Origin of the sequence: Streptococcus sanguinis, from assembly GCF_020729725.1 — a bacterium.
Taxonomy (GTDB): domain Bacteria; phylum Bacillota; class Bacilli; order Lactobacillales; family Streptococcaceae; genus Streptococcus; species Streptococcus sanguinis_V.
On sequence record NZ_JAJEPA010000012.1, the window covers coordinates 640902 to 658282 of the forward strand.

Consider the following 17381-nt stretch of genomic DNA (forward strand, 5'->3'; position numbering starts at 1 on the left):
ATATTTTATCATAAAAAAGTAAAGAAGGTTACAGAAAAATATTGACAAACGTGATATAATGGGTTGGTAAGTCTTTAAGCATTAAGACCCACTGTAAAATAAAAAGAGAGAAGTTAATTGAGTAAACTCTAATTACAAGATAAAATCAGGCTGTTATTAGATTTAATAAGCTCTATTTGTTGCTACAGCTGTTTGATTTTGCTTGTACAGGAGTAGGAAGTCTAAGTATGAATTTTCAACAACTAACCAATCTCCAATATTGGGCCAGTTTGTTTTCTGACCCTTGGAGGATTGTAATTAATATTATTGACGTCGCTATCGTCGCATGGATTCTATATTATCTAATCAAGGCCATTGCCGGTACGAAGATTATGATTCTGGTCCGTGGGGTGCTCTTCTTTATCTTGGCACAGTTTTTTGCCAATATCACCGGCTTTACCACCATTTCTTGGTTGATTAATCAGGTCATCACTTACGGGGTTATTGCGGCTGTGGTGATTTTCTCGCCAGAGATTCGGGCAGGATTGGAAAAGCTCGGCCGAGCAACAGATATTTTTTCTACAACGCCCATCAGTAACGAAGAAAAAATGGTTCAGGCCTTTGTCAAGTCTGTTGCCTATATGAGTCCTCGGAAAATCGGGGCTTTGGTGGCCATTCAGGGAACCCGCACCTTGCAGGAATATATTGCAACAGGGATTCCTTTGGATGCAGATGTGTCTGGAGAGCTACTAATCAATATTTTTATCCCCAATACGCCATTGCACGATGGAGCTGTCATTATAAAAAACAATAAAATTGCGGCTTCCTGTGCCTACCTGCCTCTGACAGAAAGCAGCGGTATCTCTAAAGAGTTTGGAACCCGGCACCGCGCAGCTATTGGCCTGTCTGAAGTATCCGATGCGTTTACTTTTGTTGTTTCAGAAGAAACAGGTGGGATTTCCACTACACACAATGGAATTTTCAAGCATGATTTGACTTTGGATGAGTTTGAGATAGAGCTGAGAAAGGTCTTCTTATCAGAGCAGGACAAGCCGGCAGGTTTGAAAAAACGCTTCATGGGGGGATGGAAGAAATGAAAAAACGTAAAAAAATTCTTTATATCATCTCTTCGTTTTTCTTTGCCCTAGTGCTTTTTGTCTATGCAACCTCTAGCAGTTATCAAAACAATACTGGAGTTCGACAGGTCACATCTGAAACTTATACCAATACGGTTTCCAATGTGCCAATTGACATCAAATATGACAGCGAGAATTACTTTATCAGCGGCTTCACTTCTGAAGTTTCCGTCGCCCTGACAGGCTCCAACCGTGTCAATCTAGCCAGTGAAATGCAGGAAAGTACTCGGAAGTTTCGAGTCGTAGCTGATCTTTCCAAGGCTACAGAAGGCACAGTAGAGATTCCGCTAAAAGTGGAAAACCTGCCGAGCGGTCTGACTGCTACAGTCACCCCGCAGAAGATTTCGGTTAAGATTGGTAAAAAAGCCAGCAAGAAGGTTGAGGTCCGCTACCTCATCACAGACAGCCAAGTGGCTGAAAATGTGTCTATCAGTGGTGTGACCTTGGAAAATAAGGAAGCTACTGTAACAAGTGACGAGGAGACCCTATCTAAGATTGAGTCTGTCGTAGCTATTCTTCCGACCAATGTCATTATCACCGGCAACTACAGCGGAACAGCACCGCTGCAGGCTGTTGATGGTCAGGGAAATGTCATGCCAAGCGTGGTGACACCATTTGAAACAACTATGCGTGTCAACACTAAAACAGCAGACAGCTCAGGCTCGTCTTCCTCTAACAGTAGCTCAAATTCGAGCTCATCAAATAAAAACTAAATAAAATTTTGAAAATAAACTTGGATGAAGTTAGCCTGCCTGAGTTGCATCCTAAATCTTTACATCCAGGTCTTATGAAAGGAAACTATTTATAATGGGTAAATACTTTGGAACTGATGGTGTTCGCGGAGAAGCAAATGTGGAACTAACGCCGGAATTGGCCTTTAAACTCGGCCGCTTTGGTGGTTATGTTCTGAGCCAGCACGAAAGTGAAGTTCCTCGGGTCTTTGTTGGCCGGGACACTCGAATTTCAGGAGAAATGCTGGAAAGCGCCTTGGTTGCAGGACTTTTGTCCGTTGGGATTCATGTCTATAAATTGGGTGTCATTGCAACGCCTGGTGTGGCTTATCTGGTCAAGTCAGAGAAAGCCAGCGCCGGAGTCATGATTTCTGCCAGCCACAATCCAGCTTTGGATAATGGTATCAAATTCTTTGGTGGTGACGGTTATAAACTGGATGATGAGCGTGAATTGGAAATCGAAGCTTTGCTGGACGCAGCAGAAGATACCTTGCCACGTCCAAGTGCCGAAGGTTTAGGTGACTTGGTGGATTATCCAGAAGGACTGCGCAAGTACCAACAATACTTGGTTTCAACTGGCTTAGAACTAGAAGGAATGCATGTGGCCTTAGATACGGCTAACGGTGCGGCTTCTACCAGCGCTCGTCAGATTTTTGCAGACCTCGGCGCTCAGTTGACGATTATTGGAGAAAATCCAGACGGCCTCAATATCAATCTGAATGTCGGCTCTACACATCCAGAAGCTTTGCAGGAAGTTGTCCGTGAGTCTGGTGCAGCAATTGGTCTGGCCTTTGATGGAGATAGCGACCGCTTGATTGCTGTGGATGAAAATGGCGAACTGGTAGATGGTGACAAGATTATGTACATTATCGGTAAGTACCTGTCTGAGAAAGGTGAGCTGGCGCAGAATACCATTGTTACGACTGTCATGTCTAACCTAGGCTTCCATAAGGCTTTGGAGCGTGAAGGTATCCAAAAGGCTGTGACAGCAGTTGGTGACCGCTATGTAGTAGAGGAAATGCGCAAGAATGGCTATAATCTAGGTGGCGAGCAGTCTGGACATGTTATCATCATGGACTACAATACGACAGGTGACGGTCAGCTTTCAGCTGTGCAATTGACCAAGGTCATGCAGGAAACAGGTAAAAAACTATCCGAATTGGCTGCTGAAGTAACCATCTATCCGCAGAAACTAGTCAATATCCGTGTGGAAAACAGCATGAAAGATAAGGCGATGGAAGTTCCAGCTATCAAGACGGTGATTGAGAGAATGGAAGCCGAAATGGCTGGTAATGGCCGGATTTTGGTTCGTCCGAGCGGAACAGAGCCTCTGCTGAGGGTCATGGCAGAAGCACCAACTGACGAAGAAGTTAATTACTATGTAGATACCATTGCTAATGTTGTTCGAGATGAAATTGGGATAGACTAATAAATGTAAAGAAACTGAGACATAATGTCTTGGTTTTTTTATATTCGTATGAATTTTTAAACACTTTGAATAAAAATGTTGATAAATTGCAATACTCTTGGTATAATAAGCTACGAAAGGAGTATAAGATGAAAAATAAGAAAACACTTATTCTTAAAATTTTAATCTTGTTAACGGCCATTGTTACAGGTCTTGGTTTGGCTGCTAGGGCACAGGCTGCTGAGGTAACAGATTATACCCAGCAAACAAGCATTACCAAAGATGGTGTGCCATTAACAAGTGACTCAACAGTTATGACCAATGAAACTCTGTCTGTAACAACTAGTTTCACATTCCCGTCATCTCAAACTATCGCTGAAGGCGACACCCTTACTTTCTCACTGCCGCAGGAATTAACCCTGATTACTCCCTTAAACTTCCAAGTATCTGATGTTGTCAATCACAAGGGAGAAGTAGTCGGAAAAGCTCAAGCGAATCCAGCAAGTCAGACAGTTACGGTAACCTTTAGTAATTACTTTACTAACTACACCGAACAAAAAGAAATGTCCCTGACTTTTAATGTACGAGTTAATAACGACAAGGTGCAAAATTCAGGGCCAGTTTCCTTCAAATTTGGCCAGACAGATTTTTCTTTCCAATACGAAAAGGTAGAAGGAACTGCTGGTGAATATGAAATGAAATATGGTTACCAAGACAGTAGCGATCCAAAAATTGTCAAGTGGCGCATTATCCTGAATGCAAGACAGGACATGCTTCGTAACATGGTGATTTCAGACAACTTTGGCGACGGTCTAACACTGGTACCAGGTACACTGCGAGCAGTTCGTTATGCTCCTGTAGAAGGTGGTATCCGCAATGAAGCGCACTTGCTGACTCTGCCTGTTTTGGATAACTTCACCAATAAGGCGGTTCTTACGCAAAATGCTAATGGTGATGCCAATGGCTTTACCATCAACTTTGGTGATAACTACAATTGGCCAATGTACATCGAGTACTCTACTCGCGTACCAGATGGTGTTCAAGTAGGTGATGTGGTTAACAACACCTTGTCTTGGACAGCAAAAGGCTTCCCAGAACGCACTATTACTAAGTCAGTCCGCTTAGAAGATGGTTCTGGTAAAGGAAGCGCTCTGTTGGCAAAAGACGTAATGATTAAGGCTCAGAAGAAGCTTGTTAACAAAGAGTTAGAAAAAGGTCAGTTTACCTTTGGTCTCTTTGACGAAAGTGGTAACTTGCTTCAAACTGTTACCAATGAAGCAGACGGCTCTATCAACTTCAAGGCTTTAAACTACAGTGCTGCTGGTACTTACCGCTACAGCATTAAGGAAATCCCAGGAAACGATCCTAACTACGTCTATGATGACAAGGAAGCACAGCTGACAGTTACTGTAACAGATGTTAATGGTGAGCTTTTGGGCTCTGTCAAGTATGACTTGGATCCAGTCTTTACAAATACTTATAGAGGTAATGATCCAGGTAAGTCAGTTCAGCCGCCAACTCCTGGCAATAACAACAATCCAAACAACAACCCAAATAATAATCCAAACAATAATCCAAATAACACTCCAGGCAATGGTAACAATACCCCTGGTAACAGTTCCGACAATCCAAAGGGCGGAACAGACAATCCAGGGAATGGAAATAACAATTCAAACAATGGTACCAATGATCCAGGTGCTGCAGGAGGCAACAAAAAAGTTCTGCCTAAGACTGGTCAAGAAACTACACTTTGGCTGTCAGTTGCAGGTTTGGCAATCTTAGTTGGCTTTGGAAGCTATGTCTTTCTTCAAAAAAAGACTAGATAAAATTCAAAGGTTTTAAGAGTTTTCTCTTAAAGCCTTTTTACATACTTTTCCATTTGAAAAAACGGAGCAATCATGTTAGAATAGACCTAGTAATTTTTAAAGGATAGAGGTGTTATCGTGGCTTTTGGAGATAACGGACAACGCAAAAAAACAGGATTTGAAAAATTGACGATGCTAGTCGTGATTATCATGCTCATCGTGACAGTTGGAGCAATCTTTGCTTCTGCTCTCAGTGCAATCTTTTAATCCAAACGCTTCAGGGCGTTTTTTTAGACTAGAAAAAGAGAATAGAAAAAATGAGTATGTTTTTAGATACGGCCAAGATTCAAGTTAAGGCTGGCAATGGTGGCGATGGCATGGTGGCCTTTCGCCGTGAAAAATATGTTCCTAATGGCGGTCCTTGGGGTGGCGATGGCGGTCGAGGCGGCAATGTTGTTTTTGTTGTAGACGAGGGCCTGCGTACCCTGATGGATTTTCGTTACAATCGCCACTTCAAGGCTCAGTCTGGTGAAAAGGGCATGACCAAGGGAATGCATGGCCGAGGGGCTGAGGACTTGATTGTTCGTGTGCCGCAGGGGACGACGGTTCGTGATGCTGAGACTGGCAAGGTGCTGACAGACTTGGTAGAAAATGGTCAAGAATTTATCGTAGCGCGTGGTGGCCGAGGCGGTCGCGGAAATATCCGCTTTGCGACGCCTAAAAATCCTGCACCTGAGATTTCTGAAAATGGAGAACCAGGTCAAGAGAGAGAGCTTCTGCTTGAGCTCAAGGTCCTTGCGGATGTTGGATTAGTTGGTTTTCCATCTGTCGGAAAATCCACTTTGCTTAGTGTTATCACAGCGGCTAAGCCTAAGATTGGTGCCTATCATTTCACGACTATCGTGCCTAATCTAGGCATGGTTCGCACTCATTCTGGAGAGTCCTTTGCAGTAGCAGATCTGCCGGGTTTGATTGAGGGGGCTAGCCAAGGAGTGGGACTGGGAACCCAGTTTCTCCGTCATATTGAGCGGACACGGGTCATCCTGCATGTCATCGATATGTCAGCTAGTGAGGGACGTGACCCTTATGAGGACTATCTGGCTATCAATAAAGAGTTGGAATCCTACAATCTTCGTCTCATGGAGCGCCCGCAGATTATTGTTGCCAACATGATGGATATGCCAGATAGCGCTGAAAATCTTAAGATATTCAAAGAGAAATTATCAGCTAATTATGATGAGTTTGCGGAACTACCGCAAATCTTCCCGATTTCCAGTCTGACCAAGCAAGGACTTGCGACGCTCTTGGATGCGACCGCAGAATTACTGGATAAGACACCAGAGTTCTTGCTCTATGATGAGTCTGAAATGGAAGAAGAAGCTTACTATGGCTTTGACGAGGAAGCACCAGCCTTTGAAATCTCTCGTGATGATGATGCGACTTGGGTGCTGTCGGGTGACAAGCTAGAGAAACTCTTTAATATGACCAACTTTGACCGTGATGAGGCAGTTATGAAATTTGCCCGTCAGCTACGTGGTATGGGCGTTGATGAAGCCCTTCGTGCTCGCGGAGCCAAGGATGGCGATCTGGTTCGCATCGGCAAGTTTGAGTTTGAATTCGTTGACTAAGGAGGCTTGCAGTGGGTGATAAACCAATATCCTTCCGCGATGAAAATGGAAATTTTGTCTCTGCAGCCGACGTCTGGAATGCAGAAAAGCTAGAAGAGCTCTTTAACAAACTGAATCCCAAGCGTAAGCTGCGTCTGGAAAGAGAAGCATTAGCGAAAGCGGAAGAGGAATAAGACTTCTGATTTTGAAACTATAAACGCTGGGGAAAATTTCTCAGCGTTTTTAAATCTTAAAAAATGGGTTCTGATAGGTAAGTCGATTTCCTTTTAGCTTCTAAGGACCTCATTAATGAAAAAATGGAAAAAGTCAAGGCTTATCAATCTGTCGTGGCCATTGCCTGCTATTTTATGGTATAATGAAAAAAATAAGTAGGAGAAGTGATAATTATGGCAAAAACGATTCATACAGATAAAGTACCAGCAGCGATTGGACCTTATGTTCAAGGAAAAATTGTCGGCAATCTTTTGTTCGCGAGCGGGCAAATTCCCCTGTCTCCTGAAACTGGAGAAATCATTGGGACGACTATTGAAGAGCAGACCCAGCAGGTGCTGAAAAATGTTTCAGCCATTTTGGAAGCCGCTGGAACAGATTTTGACCATGTAGTCAAGGCTACTTGCTTCTTGAGTGATATCAATGATTTTGTGGCCTTTAATGAAGTTTACAAAACGGCCTTTACAGAAGCATTTCCAGCTCGTTCAGCAGTCGAAGTGGCTCGCCTGCCTAAGGATGTGAAGATTGAGATTGAGGTTATTGCCGAGATTCTCTAAAAAAGAGCGGGGGAAAACCACTCTTTGACAGATTCTATCTGATGAAAGGATTATTATGTCTGAGAAGAAAATTCAGCTTGTCATTGTGACTGGAATGAGCGGGGCGGGGAAAACCGTAGCTATCCAGTCCTTTGAAGACTTAGGTTATTTTACCATTGACAATATGCCGCCAACTCTGGTGCCGAAGTTCTTGCAGCTGGTCGAAGGGACTACTGACAATGATAAATTGGCTCTGGTTGTCGATATGCGGAGCCGTTCCTTCTTTTTGCAAATCCAGAACGTTTTGGATGATTTAGAGCAAAATGAGAACATTGATTTCAAGATTCTTTTCCTAGATGCGGCGGATAAGGAGTTAGTGGCTCGTTATAAGGAAACGCGACGCAGTCATCCGTTAGCAGCTGATGGACGGATTTTAGATGGGATTAAACTGGAGCGCGAACTTTTAGCTCCTCTGAAAAATCTTAGTCAGAATGTTGTGGACACAACAGATTTGACACCACGGGAGCTCAGAAAGACCATCTCTGAGCAATTTTCAAATCAGGCTGACATGCATAGTTTCCGCATTGAGGTCATGAGTTTTGGTTTCAAATACGGTCTGCCTTTGGATGCAGACTTGGTCTTTGATGTGCGCTTTCTGCCCAATCCCTACTATAAACCTGAACTGCGCAATCAGACTGGCTTGGACAGGGATGTCTTTGATTATGTCATGAACCATGCCGAGTCAGAAGAATTTTATCAGCATCTGCTGGGCTTGATAGAGCCGATCTTGCCAGGCTATCAGAAGGAAGGTAAGTCTATCCTGACTATTGCTGTGGGCTGTACGGGTGGTCAGCACCGCAGTGTAGCCTTTGCTCAGCGCTTAGCAGATGATTTGGCTAAAAATTGGCCGGTCAATGCCAGTCACCGCGACAAAAACCGTCGGAAAGAAACGGTGAACCGCTCATGAGAAAGCCAAGAATTACAGTCATCGGCGGCGGGACAGGAATTTCAGTTATTTTAGACAGCCTGCGTAAAAAAGACGTAGAGATTACAGCCATTGTCACAGTAGCAGATGATGGCGGCAGTTCTGGTGAGCTGCGAAAAAACATCCAGCAGCTAACTCCGCCAGGTGACCTGCGAAATGTCCTGGTAGCTATGTCCGACATGCCAAAGTTTTATGAGAAGGTCTTCCAGTATCGCTTTGCGGAAGGAGATGGCGTTCTAGCGGGGCATCCCTTGGGCAATCTGATTATTGCCGGTATTTCCGAAATGCAGGGCTCAACCTATAATGCCATGCAGCTTTTGACCAAGTTTTTCCATACGACAGGAAAAATTTACCCTTCTAGCGACACTCCTCTAACTCTGCATGCTGTATTTGCAGATGGGACGGAAGTTGTCGGTGAGAGCAATCTGACCAGCAAGAGTGGGATGATTGAGCGGGTTTATGTGACCAATACCTATGATGACAAGAAGCCTGCTGCCAGTAAAAAGGTAGTCGAGAGCATCTTAGAAAGCGATATGGTGGTTCTGGGACCAGGTTCACTATTTACCTCTATCTTGCCTAATCTCGTTATTGAGGAAATTGGCCAAGCTCTTCTAGACACCAAGGCAGAAGTGGCCTATGTCTGCAATATCATGACCCAACGCGGCGAAACAGAGCATTTTTCAGACAGCGACCACGTCCAAGTCCTGCACCGTCATTTAGGCAGGAAGTTTGTAGATACAGTCTTGGTCAATATCGAACCTGTCCCTCATGAGTACATGGACAGCAACCAGTTTGACGAATATCTGGTACAGGTGGAGCATGATTTTCAAGGCTTACAAGAGCAGGTTCCGCGCGTTATTTCTTCGAATTTTCTGCGTTTAGAAAATGGCGGAGCTTTCCATGATGGTGAGCTGGTCGTTGATGAATTGATGCAGATTATACAGGTACGTAAATGAGCTTTACAGTAAAAGTAAAAGAAGAACTGCTGAGTCTGGCAAGCAGAGATAAAAATGAGCTGTCAGCCATGATCAAGATGTCTGGCAGTTTGGGCTTGGCCAGCAGTGGTTTGACCCTGTCTGTCACAACAGAAAATGCCAAAATTGCCCGCCATCTCTATGAGTTGCTATCTGACCTTTATCAGGTCAAGTCAGAAATCCGCCACCATCAGAAGACCAATCTGCGCAAGAACCGTGTTTATACAGTATTTCTGGATCAGAAAGTGGAAGAAATCCTTTCTGACCTGCACTTGGCTGACTCCTTTTTTGGTATCGAGGCAGGGATTGACCAGGCTATTTTGACTGATGACGAAGCCAGTCGAGCCTACCTACGGGGAGCCTTTCTCTCAAATGGCAGCATGCGGGAGCCAGACTCAGGAAAGTACCAGCTGGAAATCCTGTCCGTTTATCTGGATCATGCCGAGGACTTGGCTGCCTTGATGCGTCGTTTTCTGCTTGATGCCAAGACCATCGAGCGCAAGAAGGGGGCTGTCACTTATCTGCAGAGAGCTGAAGACATCATGGATTTTCTCATTGTCATCGGGGCTATGGAAGCCATGGCTGAGTTTGAGTCTCTTAAGCTCATGCGGGAAGCGCGCAATGACCTCAACCGCGCTAATAATGCGGAGACAGCGAACATTGCCCGCACAGTCACAGCCAGTATGAAAATCATCAACAATATTGCTAAAATCAGTGATAATATTGGCATTGAGAGTCTACCTGTAGACCTGCAGGAGGTAGCCCAGCTTCGCATCCAGCATCCAGACTACTCCATCCAGCAGTTGGCTGATAGTCTGAGCCGGCCACTGACTAAGAGCGGCGTCAATCATCGCTTGAGAAAAATCAATAAAATCGCAGATGAATTATAAAAGCTGCTGAGCTTGAGCTCGGCAGCTGTTTTTTTATAGGCTTGTAGAATGTTTGGGTTGGACTTTTTGCTCAGGATAGATATGGTTAATGGCATTGTTGACAGCAGTAGGTGCCTCACCTAACCCAGTCGCAATCAAGTCAATCTTTCCCTCGTAGCTGCAGCAGTCACCAGCTGCATAGATACCTGGCACGGAAGTTTCTTGCTTGCTATTGACCAAAATTTTGTGACGGTTGAGCTCCAAGCCCCAATCTTTGAGATTGCCGACAGAGGATTTAAAACCGTAGTTGACAAAGAGGTGATCCAGAGGCAGAAGCTGACTTTCCTCCCCCTTGACTTGGCTGATTTCCAAGTGGGTTATCTTGCCATTTTCACCAACCAATCGACTGGGTACAAATGGTGTCTTAATCTCAACACTAGAAGCCTTGAGTTCTTCCACACTATGCTCTAAAGCTCGGAAGTTGTCCCGACGGTGAACCAGGCTGGTTTCTGCGATTTTTTCAAAAGCTAACGCCCAGTCAACAGCCGAGTCGCCGCCGCCCAGAACAACAACCTTTTTGCCAGCGTACTGGCTGATGTTTGAAACGTGATAGTGGAAGTTGCTGTAGCTTTCAGCATCATCTAGCTCCAAAGCTCTCGGTTTGAAGGCGCCGCCTCCCATAGCTATGATGATAGTTTTGGTCTGATGCTGAGCTTGAGAAGTCGTGATGGTGAAGCCATCATCCGCTTTGACGATATCCAGAACCGTTTCATTGAGGCAAATCTCAGTCTGGAAAGTTTCCAACTGCTCAATCAGACGCTGTGTCAGTTCTTCGCCACTTAGATTGGTAAAGCCCGGTACATCCAGAATCTTCTTCTCTGGATAGAGAATGGCCGGCTGACCGCCCAGCTGAGGCAGGGAATCAATGATTTTAACCTTGGCTTGGCGCAGATGGGCGTAAAAAGCTGCGAATAGGCCAACTGGACCGCCGCCGACAATCGTAATATCATACAGTTCAGACATAATTTTCCTCAATCTTTTTAAAATAAACTAGCATTATTGTACCACAAAAAGGGGTTGAAATGTAGGCAAATGTTTTGAAGCCATCTTAAAAGCCCCATCAGGGGCTTAAAATTAGATAGCAAATAAATCATTGAGGTTTTCAGCCAACGTTGGGTGGGTGAAGATTTGCTTGCTCAAGTAGGTGTAAGGAATCTTATTATCCATGGCTACAGTCAGGATATTGATAATTTCCTGAGCCCCTGCTGAGAAGATTGTCGCTCCGACGATTTCCTTGGTTTCAGTGTTGACAACAGCCTTGAAGGCACCGCGCAAGTCAGCATTGACATGTCCGCGAGGCATTGCTGCGACTGGAATCTCCTTAACTGCAATCGGCAGGCCTTGCTCTTTGGCTTCCTTTTCAGTCAATCCGATTTGAGCCAAAGGTGGTGTGATGAACATGCTGGTAGGGACGTTTTTACGGTCTTCCAGTGTGTAGCTGCCATCGCCAGCCAGATAGCTATAAAGGATACGGAAGTCATCCAATGAGATATAAGTAAACTGCAGACCGCCATTGACATCGCCCGCTGCAAATACACCAGGTACAGATGTTTCCAAGTGCTTATCGACCTTAATCGCTCCGCGCTCTGTCAGCTCGATATCTGTATTTTCCAACTGTAGTGGTTCAACATTCGGCTTACGACCGGTAGCATAGAGCAGGGCGTCAAAACGAAACTCTCCATCCTCCGTCACAACCACAACTTCAGCACCATCATTTTTAATCTGCTTGGTTTGCACATTTTGCAGGAGCTGGATTCCGTCTTCTTCCATGTATTGCTTAGCTAGAGCAGCGATAGAAGGTTCTACTCGAGGCAGAAAGACAGGAGCAGCATCCAGCACAGTCACCTGACTGCCCATTTTATTGTAGAGTCCGGCAAATTCTAGGCCGATGTTACCGCCACCCAGAACTCCTAAGCGTTTAGGAAGTTCCTTCAAATTTTGGATGCCAGTTGAGTCATAGACGTGTTCGGTCTCAGTCAGTCCTGGAATTGGCAGGACATTGGAAACAGCACCAGTATTGATGACAATAGTCTCAGCAGTCAGTTCCTCTTTCTCATCGCCAGCTGTGATTTCGATGACTTTATTGGAAAGGAAATGAGCTTCCGCATCGATGATGTCAACACCAGCACCACTGATTGCTGCGTAGTTCTTCCCGTTGAGACGGCTGGTAACAGCATTCTTCTCAGCCATGACTTGGTCGAAAGCCAGGCCTTTTTCAGCAGCGACAAGCAGGGTTTTGGTTGGGATGCAGGCGATATTAATGCAGGTTCCCCCGTACATAGCCTTGCTTCGCTCAATCAAAGCAACTTTTTTTCCTTGGCCCGCCATTTTGGCTGCCAATGTTTTACCGGCCTTACCAAAGCCGATGACAATTAAATCATAGGTTAACATAAACTACCTCCATTTTTCAAAAAGATTGTATCACATCCAGTCAGAAATTGCTGATTTCTGCTACGCTTTTTTTCTTCAGTATTTTTAGTCACATTTTTTATACAAACTGTCCATTTTTGAGCAAGATTTTCGCAGATCCAGTCAGTCTGTGTTATACTAAGTTTCGTTATTTATTTTAGGAGAGTAAAATGTCTATTATTACACTGATTTTGGCAAGTTTGGTTGCCTTGGAATTTTTCTACATCCTGTACTTGGAGACCATTGCGACGACTTCTGCAGCAACAGCTCGGGTTTTCGGTATGTCGCAAGAGGAGTTGGAGCGGCAGTCGGTCAATACCCTTTTCAAGAATCAAGGAGTTTATAACGGTCTGATTGCTGTCTTGGTCTTGATTGCGGCCTTTGTACAGCCTAGTCCGGTTTGGCTGGGAATTTTTATGGTTTATATCATCTTGGTGGCAGCATACGGTGCAGTGACCAGTGACCCTAAAATCTTGTTCAAGCAGGGAGGGCTGGCTATGCTGACCCTACTTAGTTTATTTTTCTAAGATCGAGTGAGGAAAATTGATTTCCCACTCTTTTTTTATATAATGATTGACTTTTTTGTTAGACAAGTGTAGAATAAAGATAGAAATAGCATTATTTAGAAAGCGCGTGGGAACGATGAAAAGATCTATCAAACGTTTGCCAGATGGGGAATTTACTATTTTAAAAGTAATTTGGCAGCTGCCTACCCCGACGACCTCTGCTCGTATCATGGAAAAGCTGGGACCAGACAATCACTGGAAGCCCCAAACTTTGCTGACAGTCTTGGCTCGCTTGACTGAAAAGGGCTTTTTAGAAAGTGTCCGCAAGGGGCGTGAAAGGCAGTATACAGCCTTGATCTCAGAAGATGAGTATCTGGAAGTTGAGGCTTCGGATTTCTTGAAGCGTCACAGCGGCCGTTCAATGGGCGGTTTTGTCAAAACACTCTTTTCTTCTAACTCCTTTTCGGAAAATGAATTGGATGAGCTGCGTAGTTTGCTCAACCAAGGAAAGTAGGATGGAGGGATGAGCATGAAACAGTTCCTTCTTTCTTTTCTGCTGACCAGTTTGTCGACATCCATTTTGGTGCTTTTGCTTAGTCTGCTTTTTACGGTCTTTAAGACCAAGATTTCAGTCAGAGTGAAGTATTTTATTTGGTTTCTAATATTGCTGAGTTTTCTGTTTCCGGTCCGTCCCCAATTTGGCTCAGGCCTGATTCGGCTGAATACAGGATCGGTAGTTCAGACAGCAGTGACTGCTACCCAGACAGGTGGAGCTCAGGGTGCTTCTCCAGCAGTTGAAAATGCTGCCCAGACAAATCTATGGGAGGCTTTTCTGGGCCTACCTTGGTTTGAAATTCTCTTTGCCATCTGGATGATTGGCTTTGTCTTTAGTATTGGAAGATATGCTTATTCTTATATTCGCTTCAGAAAGATGCTGAAGCGCTGGGGCACGGAGTTTCAGGACGAAGAAGCGATGGCTCAGCTTCAGGCTGTTCAGCAGGAGATGGGAGTTAAGGGCCGGATTCGTCTGCTCCACTATCCTATGTCCCAAAGTCCTATGCTGCTAGGCTTCAGAGATATTTTAATCGTGCTGCCAGAGTTGGACTACACAGAAGAAGAGCTGCAGCTGATTTTTAAGCATGAGCTGACCCACTATAAGCACCGCGATGTTTTAATCAATCTCTTAGGGATTTTTGCCAAGAGTCTGCACTGGTTTAATCCAGTTGTCCGCTTTGCCTGCCGGGAAACCCAGGAAGCAGGAGAAATGTACTGTGACTACGATGTTTTGAGCTGTAGAGATACAGAGTATCGGACTTTCTACGGTGAAACGATTTTGACCATGATAAACCGCAGTAAGAAGACCCCAATTGCCCTGACGACCTGCTTTTACTCTGACAAGTTTAATCTCAAGCGTCGGATTGTCGGTATTATGGATAACCGCCTGCCTAAGAGGTTTCTGTCTGCTGCCTTTGTAGTAGCAGTTCCTCTCCTTTTGCTCTTGACTAGCTCGGTCTTTGCCTTAGAAAGCCCAGCTGCTCAACAAAGCAAGCCTGTTGCTGGACAAAAACGGCCTCAAGGACTCAGTCAGCGTCAGGCACTAGCATCCGTCTTAAAAGAGCTGTCTCTTTCTGAAAAGGATATTAAAGACCTCCAGATTGCGCGTGAGAAAGACACCTATAAAATTCGCTTCTCGCACGGGAAAACAGCTCATGAAACCATTGTCAATGCTAAGGATGGAAAACTAATCCAATCCAAGCAGCATACTATTGTCGAAAAGACGGTAACGGTCGAAAAAGAAGTCAGCCCATCCTCGTCAGCTGCATCAACTCCAGCTGATAACAGCTCTACTGCAGGTGCAGGGAATACGGGAGCAGCGGGCTCTACCGGAGCGAATACAGGAGCTAGTACAGCAACAGTTCAAACTCCGTCTCAGAACAGTTCCTCTCATACGACAGACACTGATGATTCGGACGATGATGATGATCGTGATGACGATTAAATAAAGGATTCTGCCAGTTTAAGTTTCTTAAAAGCTTAGACTGGTAGAATTTTATTATCTTCTCAAAGGGGGATTTGGCAATCCTCCAAGAGCAGTTAGTCATCAGTTTATCTTTTATTTTAGGTCGATTTTGCTTACAGTTTGCACTTCGTTTTCTAATGCTAAAAAACTGAAAGATTATTTATCTTTTTTCTTGACATTTATAAACGACAAATGTAGAATATAATTATAAACTACATTTGTAGAATGTTTTTAAAAAATACTGCTTGGAAAGGAGAAGAAAGCAAAGCTTATCCAGACGCTTGTAGGTGCAGAGCGGAAGCTCTATTTCTTTTGAGAGCAAAAACTACATTTGTAGAATCAAAGGAGAATCCAAATGAAACAAAAGCAAATCCAAACAAACTTCCAACGGATCGAAACTAAGTATATTCTTGACCGAGCAATGCTAGCTCGTCTTGAAGCTGACATGAGGCCTTACCTTACCGCAGATGATTATGCGACATCAACCATTTCCAATGTGTATTTTGATAATGATGAGTTCCAGATGATTCAGGATTCCATTGCCAGAAAAGGTGGTCGCGAAAAGATGCGGATGCGCACTTATGCTGAGCAGCCAAATGATGATAGTCAAGTTTTCTTGGAAATCAAGAAGAAACGCGATGAAGTAGGCTTCAAATATCGTTTAGTTTCCAATCCTCTCTCTGTGACCAACTATATTGTGAATGGTGTGGCAGACCATACTATTTCTGATGACCGGGTCAAGGCAGAAGTGGAGCAGCTGCAGGAGCGCTATCTAGACTTGAAGCCCAAAATGGTGATTAGTTATGACCGCTACTCTATGAGAGGATTGGAAGATAAAAAGGTACGTGTGACAGTTGATTCCAACATTCGCTACCGAGATTATGATGTAGATTTAGCTTCAGGCCGCTATGGACTGCCCTTGCTGGACGATGACAAGGTAATTATGGAAATCAAGGTTCCTGGTCAATATCCTCAGTGGTTGGCTGATATTCTGAACAAATACGGTCTTGAAGACCAGTCCTTCTCAAAATACGGCAAAGCCTACCTGAAAACTAAAGAAAGGCTGACTCAAACAGTCAAGGCCTAAGGAGGTAGTCTATGCTCAATCAGTTATTTAACAGTATCTACTCCTCTACGGAGGTCAAGATAAATCCTTTAGCATTGATTTTTTCACTAGCAACTAGTGTGGTTTTAGGAATTATATTGGCCAAGGTCTATAAGCGCCAAACCATTTATACCAAGGAATTTGTCGTCACACTCTCCCTTTTGCCAGCCATTATTTCCATTATCATCTTCTTGGTTAATGGAAATTTGGGTACCAGTGTCGCCGTAGCAGGGACTTTCAGTTTGATTCGCTTCCGGTCGGCCGCAGGTGGCTCCAAGGAGCTCTTAGCTATCTTTATGGCGACGGCTATCGGGATTACAACAGGAATGGGATTTGTAGCACTGGGAATTGTCTTTACTCTAGCTATTTCAGGCATCTGGATGCTCTTTGAAAAGATGAGCTTTACTTCAGTCAGTCCGACCAGACGTTATGTCCAGGTTCAGGTTCCAGCTGATTTTGACTACGAAGTACTCTTTGATGCTATCTTTGCAACGACTTGTAAATCAGCAGAACTGACCTCTCTCAAGTCGGCTGAAAAGAAGTCTATCAAGCTGGACTATGTTGTTGACTTGAATCCTGACATGAGCGACAGGGAGCTTATTCAGCAGTTCCTGTTCTACGATAAGGTTCAGGACATTTCCCTTTCCAAAGCCGCTAAGAAGCGTAAAACCCTCTAAGCAAAAGAAGACCAGCTGCAGCAGAGCAGTTGGTTTTCTTGTTTGTATAATAAAGGAGCTACATCATACTTACAGAAAATACTTGACACTCTTTTCTGTATGTGGTATGATTATATAGATTTTGGACTTGAAGGGAGTGAAAAAAATGTCAAAAACAGTAGTACGCAAGAATGAATCACTTGATGATGCACTTCGTCGTTTCAAACGTGCGGTTACTAAAGCTGGTACTCTTCAAGAAACACGCAAACGTGAATTCTATGAAAAACCTTCTGTAAAACGCAAACGCAAATCAGAAGCAGCTCGTAAACGTAAAAAATTCTAATTGAACAAAAAAGCAGACTCC

At 44.2% G+C, this 17381-nt stretch carries 19 protein-coding genes; 17 read left to right on the forward strand and 2 right to left on the reverse strand.

Translation table 11 applies throughout. The features are described from left to right. Window positions 1-227 precede the first annotated feature (227 nt). The 11 genes from cdaA to whiA all read left to right on the forward strand — a co-directional run bounded on the left by cdaA (window position 228) and on the right by whiA (window position 10282). Window positions 228-1076, forward strand: coding sequence for a diadenylate cyclase CdaA (gene cdaA / locus K4I03_RS08490; RefSeq protein ID WP_227964665.1), 849 nt, complete (start codon window positions 228-230; stop codon window positions 1074-1076). After that, window positions 1064-1828: a CdaR family protein gene (locus tag K4I03_RS08495; RefSeq protein WP_227964668.1), complete on the forward strand. Its 765-nt coding sequence runs from the start codon at window positions 1064-1066 to the stop codon at window positions 1826-1828. The genes cdaA and K4I03_RS08495 overlap by 13 nt, the downstream gene beginning before the upstream one ends. 94 nt (window positions 1829-1922) lie before the next feature. Further along, window positions 1923-3275 carry a phosphoglucosamine mutase gene (glmM, locus tag K4I03_RS08500; protein WP_002895974.1) on the forward strand — a complete coding sequence of 451 codons (1353 nt, stop codon included), beginning with the start codon at window positions 1923-1925 and terminating at the stop codon, window positions 3273-3275. A gap of 65 nt (window positions 3276-3340) precedes the next feature. Then, the gene (locus K4I03_RS08505) at window positions 3341-5080 is read left to right on the forward strand and encodes an Ig-like domain-containing protein (protein WP_227964671.1); all 1740 of its coding nucleotides are present in this window, start codon (window positions 3341-3343) and stop codon (window positions 5078-5080) included. A 117-nt stretch (window positions 5081-5197) separates the two neighbouring features. Further along, window positions 5198-5326 carry a DUF4044 domain-containing protein gene (locus K4I03_RS08510; protein ID WP_002895969.1) on the forward strand — a complete coding sequence of 43 codons (129 nt, stop codon included), beginning with the start codon at window positions 5198-5200 and terminating at the stop codon, window positions 5324-5326. 50 nt (window positions 5327-5376) lie between these two features. Next, the gene (gene obgE, locus K4I03_RS08515) at window positions 5377-6687 is read left to right on the forward strand and encodes a GTPase ObgE (RefSeq protein ID WP_227964674.1); all 1311 of its coding nucleotides are present in this window, start codon (window positions 5377-5379) and stop codon (window positions 6685-6687) included. Window positions 6688-6698: 11 nt separating this feature from the next. Then, window positions 6699-6860, forward strand: coding sequence for a hypothetical protein (locus K4I03_RS08520; protein WP_002895966.1), 162 nt, complete (start codon window positions 6699-6701; stop codon window positions 6858-6860). A 213-nt stretch (window positions 6861-7073) separates the two neighbouring features. Further along, window positions 7074-7454 carry a RidA family protein gene (locus K4I03_RS08525; RefSeq protein ID WP_227964677.1) on the forward strand — a complete coding sequence of 127 codons (381 nt, stop codon included), beginning with the start codon at window positions 7074-7076 and terminating at the stop codon, window positions 7452-7454. Window positions 7455-7509: 55 nt separating this feature from the next. Then, window positions 7510-8400 (forward strand): RNase adapter RapZ, encoded by an 891-nt coding sequence (rapZ, locus tag K4I03_RS08530; protein WP_227964680.1) that lies wholly within the window; start codon window positions 7510-7512, stop codon window positions 8398-8400. Then, entirely contained in the window at window positions 8397-9374 is a 978-nt protein-coding gene (locus K4I03_RS08535; protein ID WP_002895961.1) for a YvcK family protein, read from the forward strand. Before rapZ ends, K4I03_RS08535 begins: the two co-directional genes overlap by 4 nt. Next, window positions 9371-10282, forward strand: coding sequence for a DNA-binding protein WhiA (gene whiA / locus K4I03_RS08540; protein ID WP_002897881.1), 912 nt, complete (start codon window positions 9371-9373; stop codon window positions 10280-10282). Before K4I03_RS08535 ends, whiA begins: the two co-directional genes overlap by 4 nt. A 33-nt stretch (window positions 10283-10315) precedes the next feature. Here whiA and K4I03_RS08545 read toward each other — a convergent pair whose 3' ends face one another. Both K4I03_RS08545 and K4I03_RS08550 read right to left on the reverse strand, forming a co-directional pair. Then, complete coding sequence (locus tag K4I03_RS08545; RefSeq protein ID WP_227964683.1) at window positions 10316-11284, reverse strand: NAD(P)/FAD-dependent oxidoreductase; 969 nt, start codon at window positions 11282-11284, stop codon at window positions 10316-10318. 111 nt (window positions 11285-11395) lie between these two features. Next, window positions 11396-12712 carry an FAD-containing oxidoreductase gene (locus K4I03_RS08550; RefSeq protein ID WP_227964687.1) on the reverse strand — a complete coding sequence of 439 codons (1317 nt, stop codon included), beginning with the start codon at window positions 12710-12712 and terminating at the stop codon, window positions 11396-11398. 188 nt (window positions 12713-12900) lie between these two features. On the opposite strand from K4I03_RS08550, the gene K4I03_RS08555 reads away from it, so the two are divergent. The 6 genes from K4I03_RS08555 (at window position 12901) to rpsU (ending at window position 17360) form a co-directional block, all read left to right on the forward strand. After that, complete coding sequence (locus tag K4I03_RS08555; RefSeq protein WP_049547882.1) at window positions 12901-13257, forward strand: DUF1304 domain-containing protein; 357 nt, start codon at window positions 12901-12903, stop codon at window positions 13255-13257. A 115-nt stretch (window positions 13258-13372) separates the two neighbouring features. Further along, window positions 13373-13750, forward strand: a complete 378-nt coding sequence (locus K4I03_RS08560) for a BlaI/MecI/CopY family transcriptional regulator (protein ID WP_002895954.1) — start codon at window positions 13373-13375, stop codon at window positions 13748-13750. A gap of 15 nt (window positions 13751-13765) precedes the next feature. Beyond that, complete coding sequence (locus tag K4I03_RS08565) at window positions 13766-15235, forward strand: M56 family metallopeptidase (protein ID WP_227964689.1); 1470 nt, start codon at window positions 13766-13768, stop codon at window positions 15233-15235. 376 nt (window positions 15236-15611) lie between these two features. Then, window positions 15612-16343, forward strand: coding sequence for a polyphosphate polymerase domain-containing protein (locus K4I03_RS08570; protein WP_227964692.1), 732 nt, complete (start codon window positions 15612-15614; stop codon window positions 16341-16343). A gap of 11 nt (window positions 16344-16354) precedes the next feature. Further along, complete coding sequence (locus K4I03_RS08575; RefSeq protein WP_002904175.1) at window positions 16355-17038, forward strand: DUF4956 domain-containing protein; 684 nt, start codon at window positions 16355-16357, stop codon at window positions 17036-17038. Window positions 17039-17183: 145 nt separating this feature from the next. Next, a complete protein-coding gene (gene rpsU / locus K4I03_RS08580) occupies window positions 17184-17360 on the forward strand; it encodes a 30S ribosomal protein S21 (RefSeq protein WP_000048054.1) in 177 nt (58 codons plus the stop codon). Window positions 17361-17381: the final 21 nt, after the last annotated feature.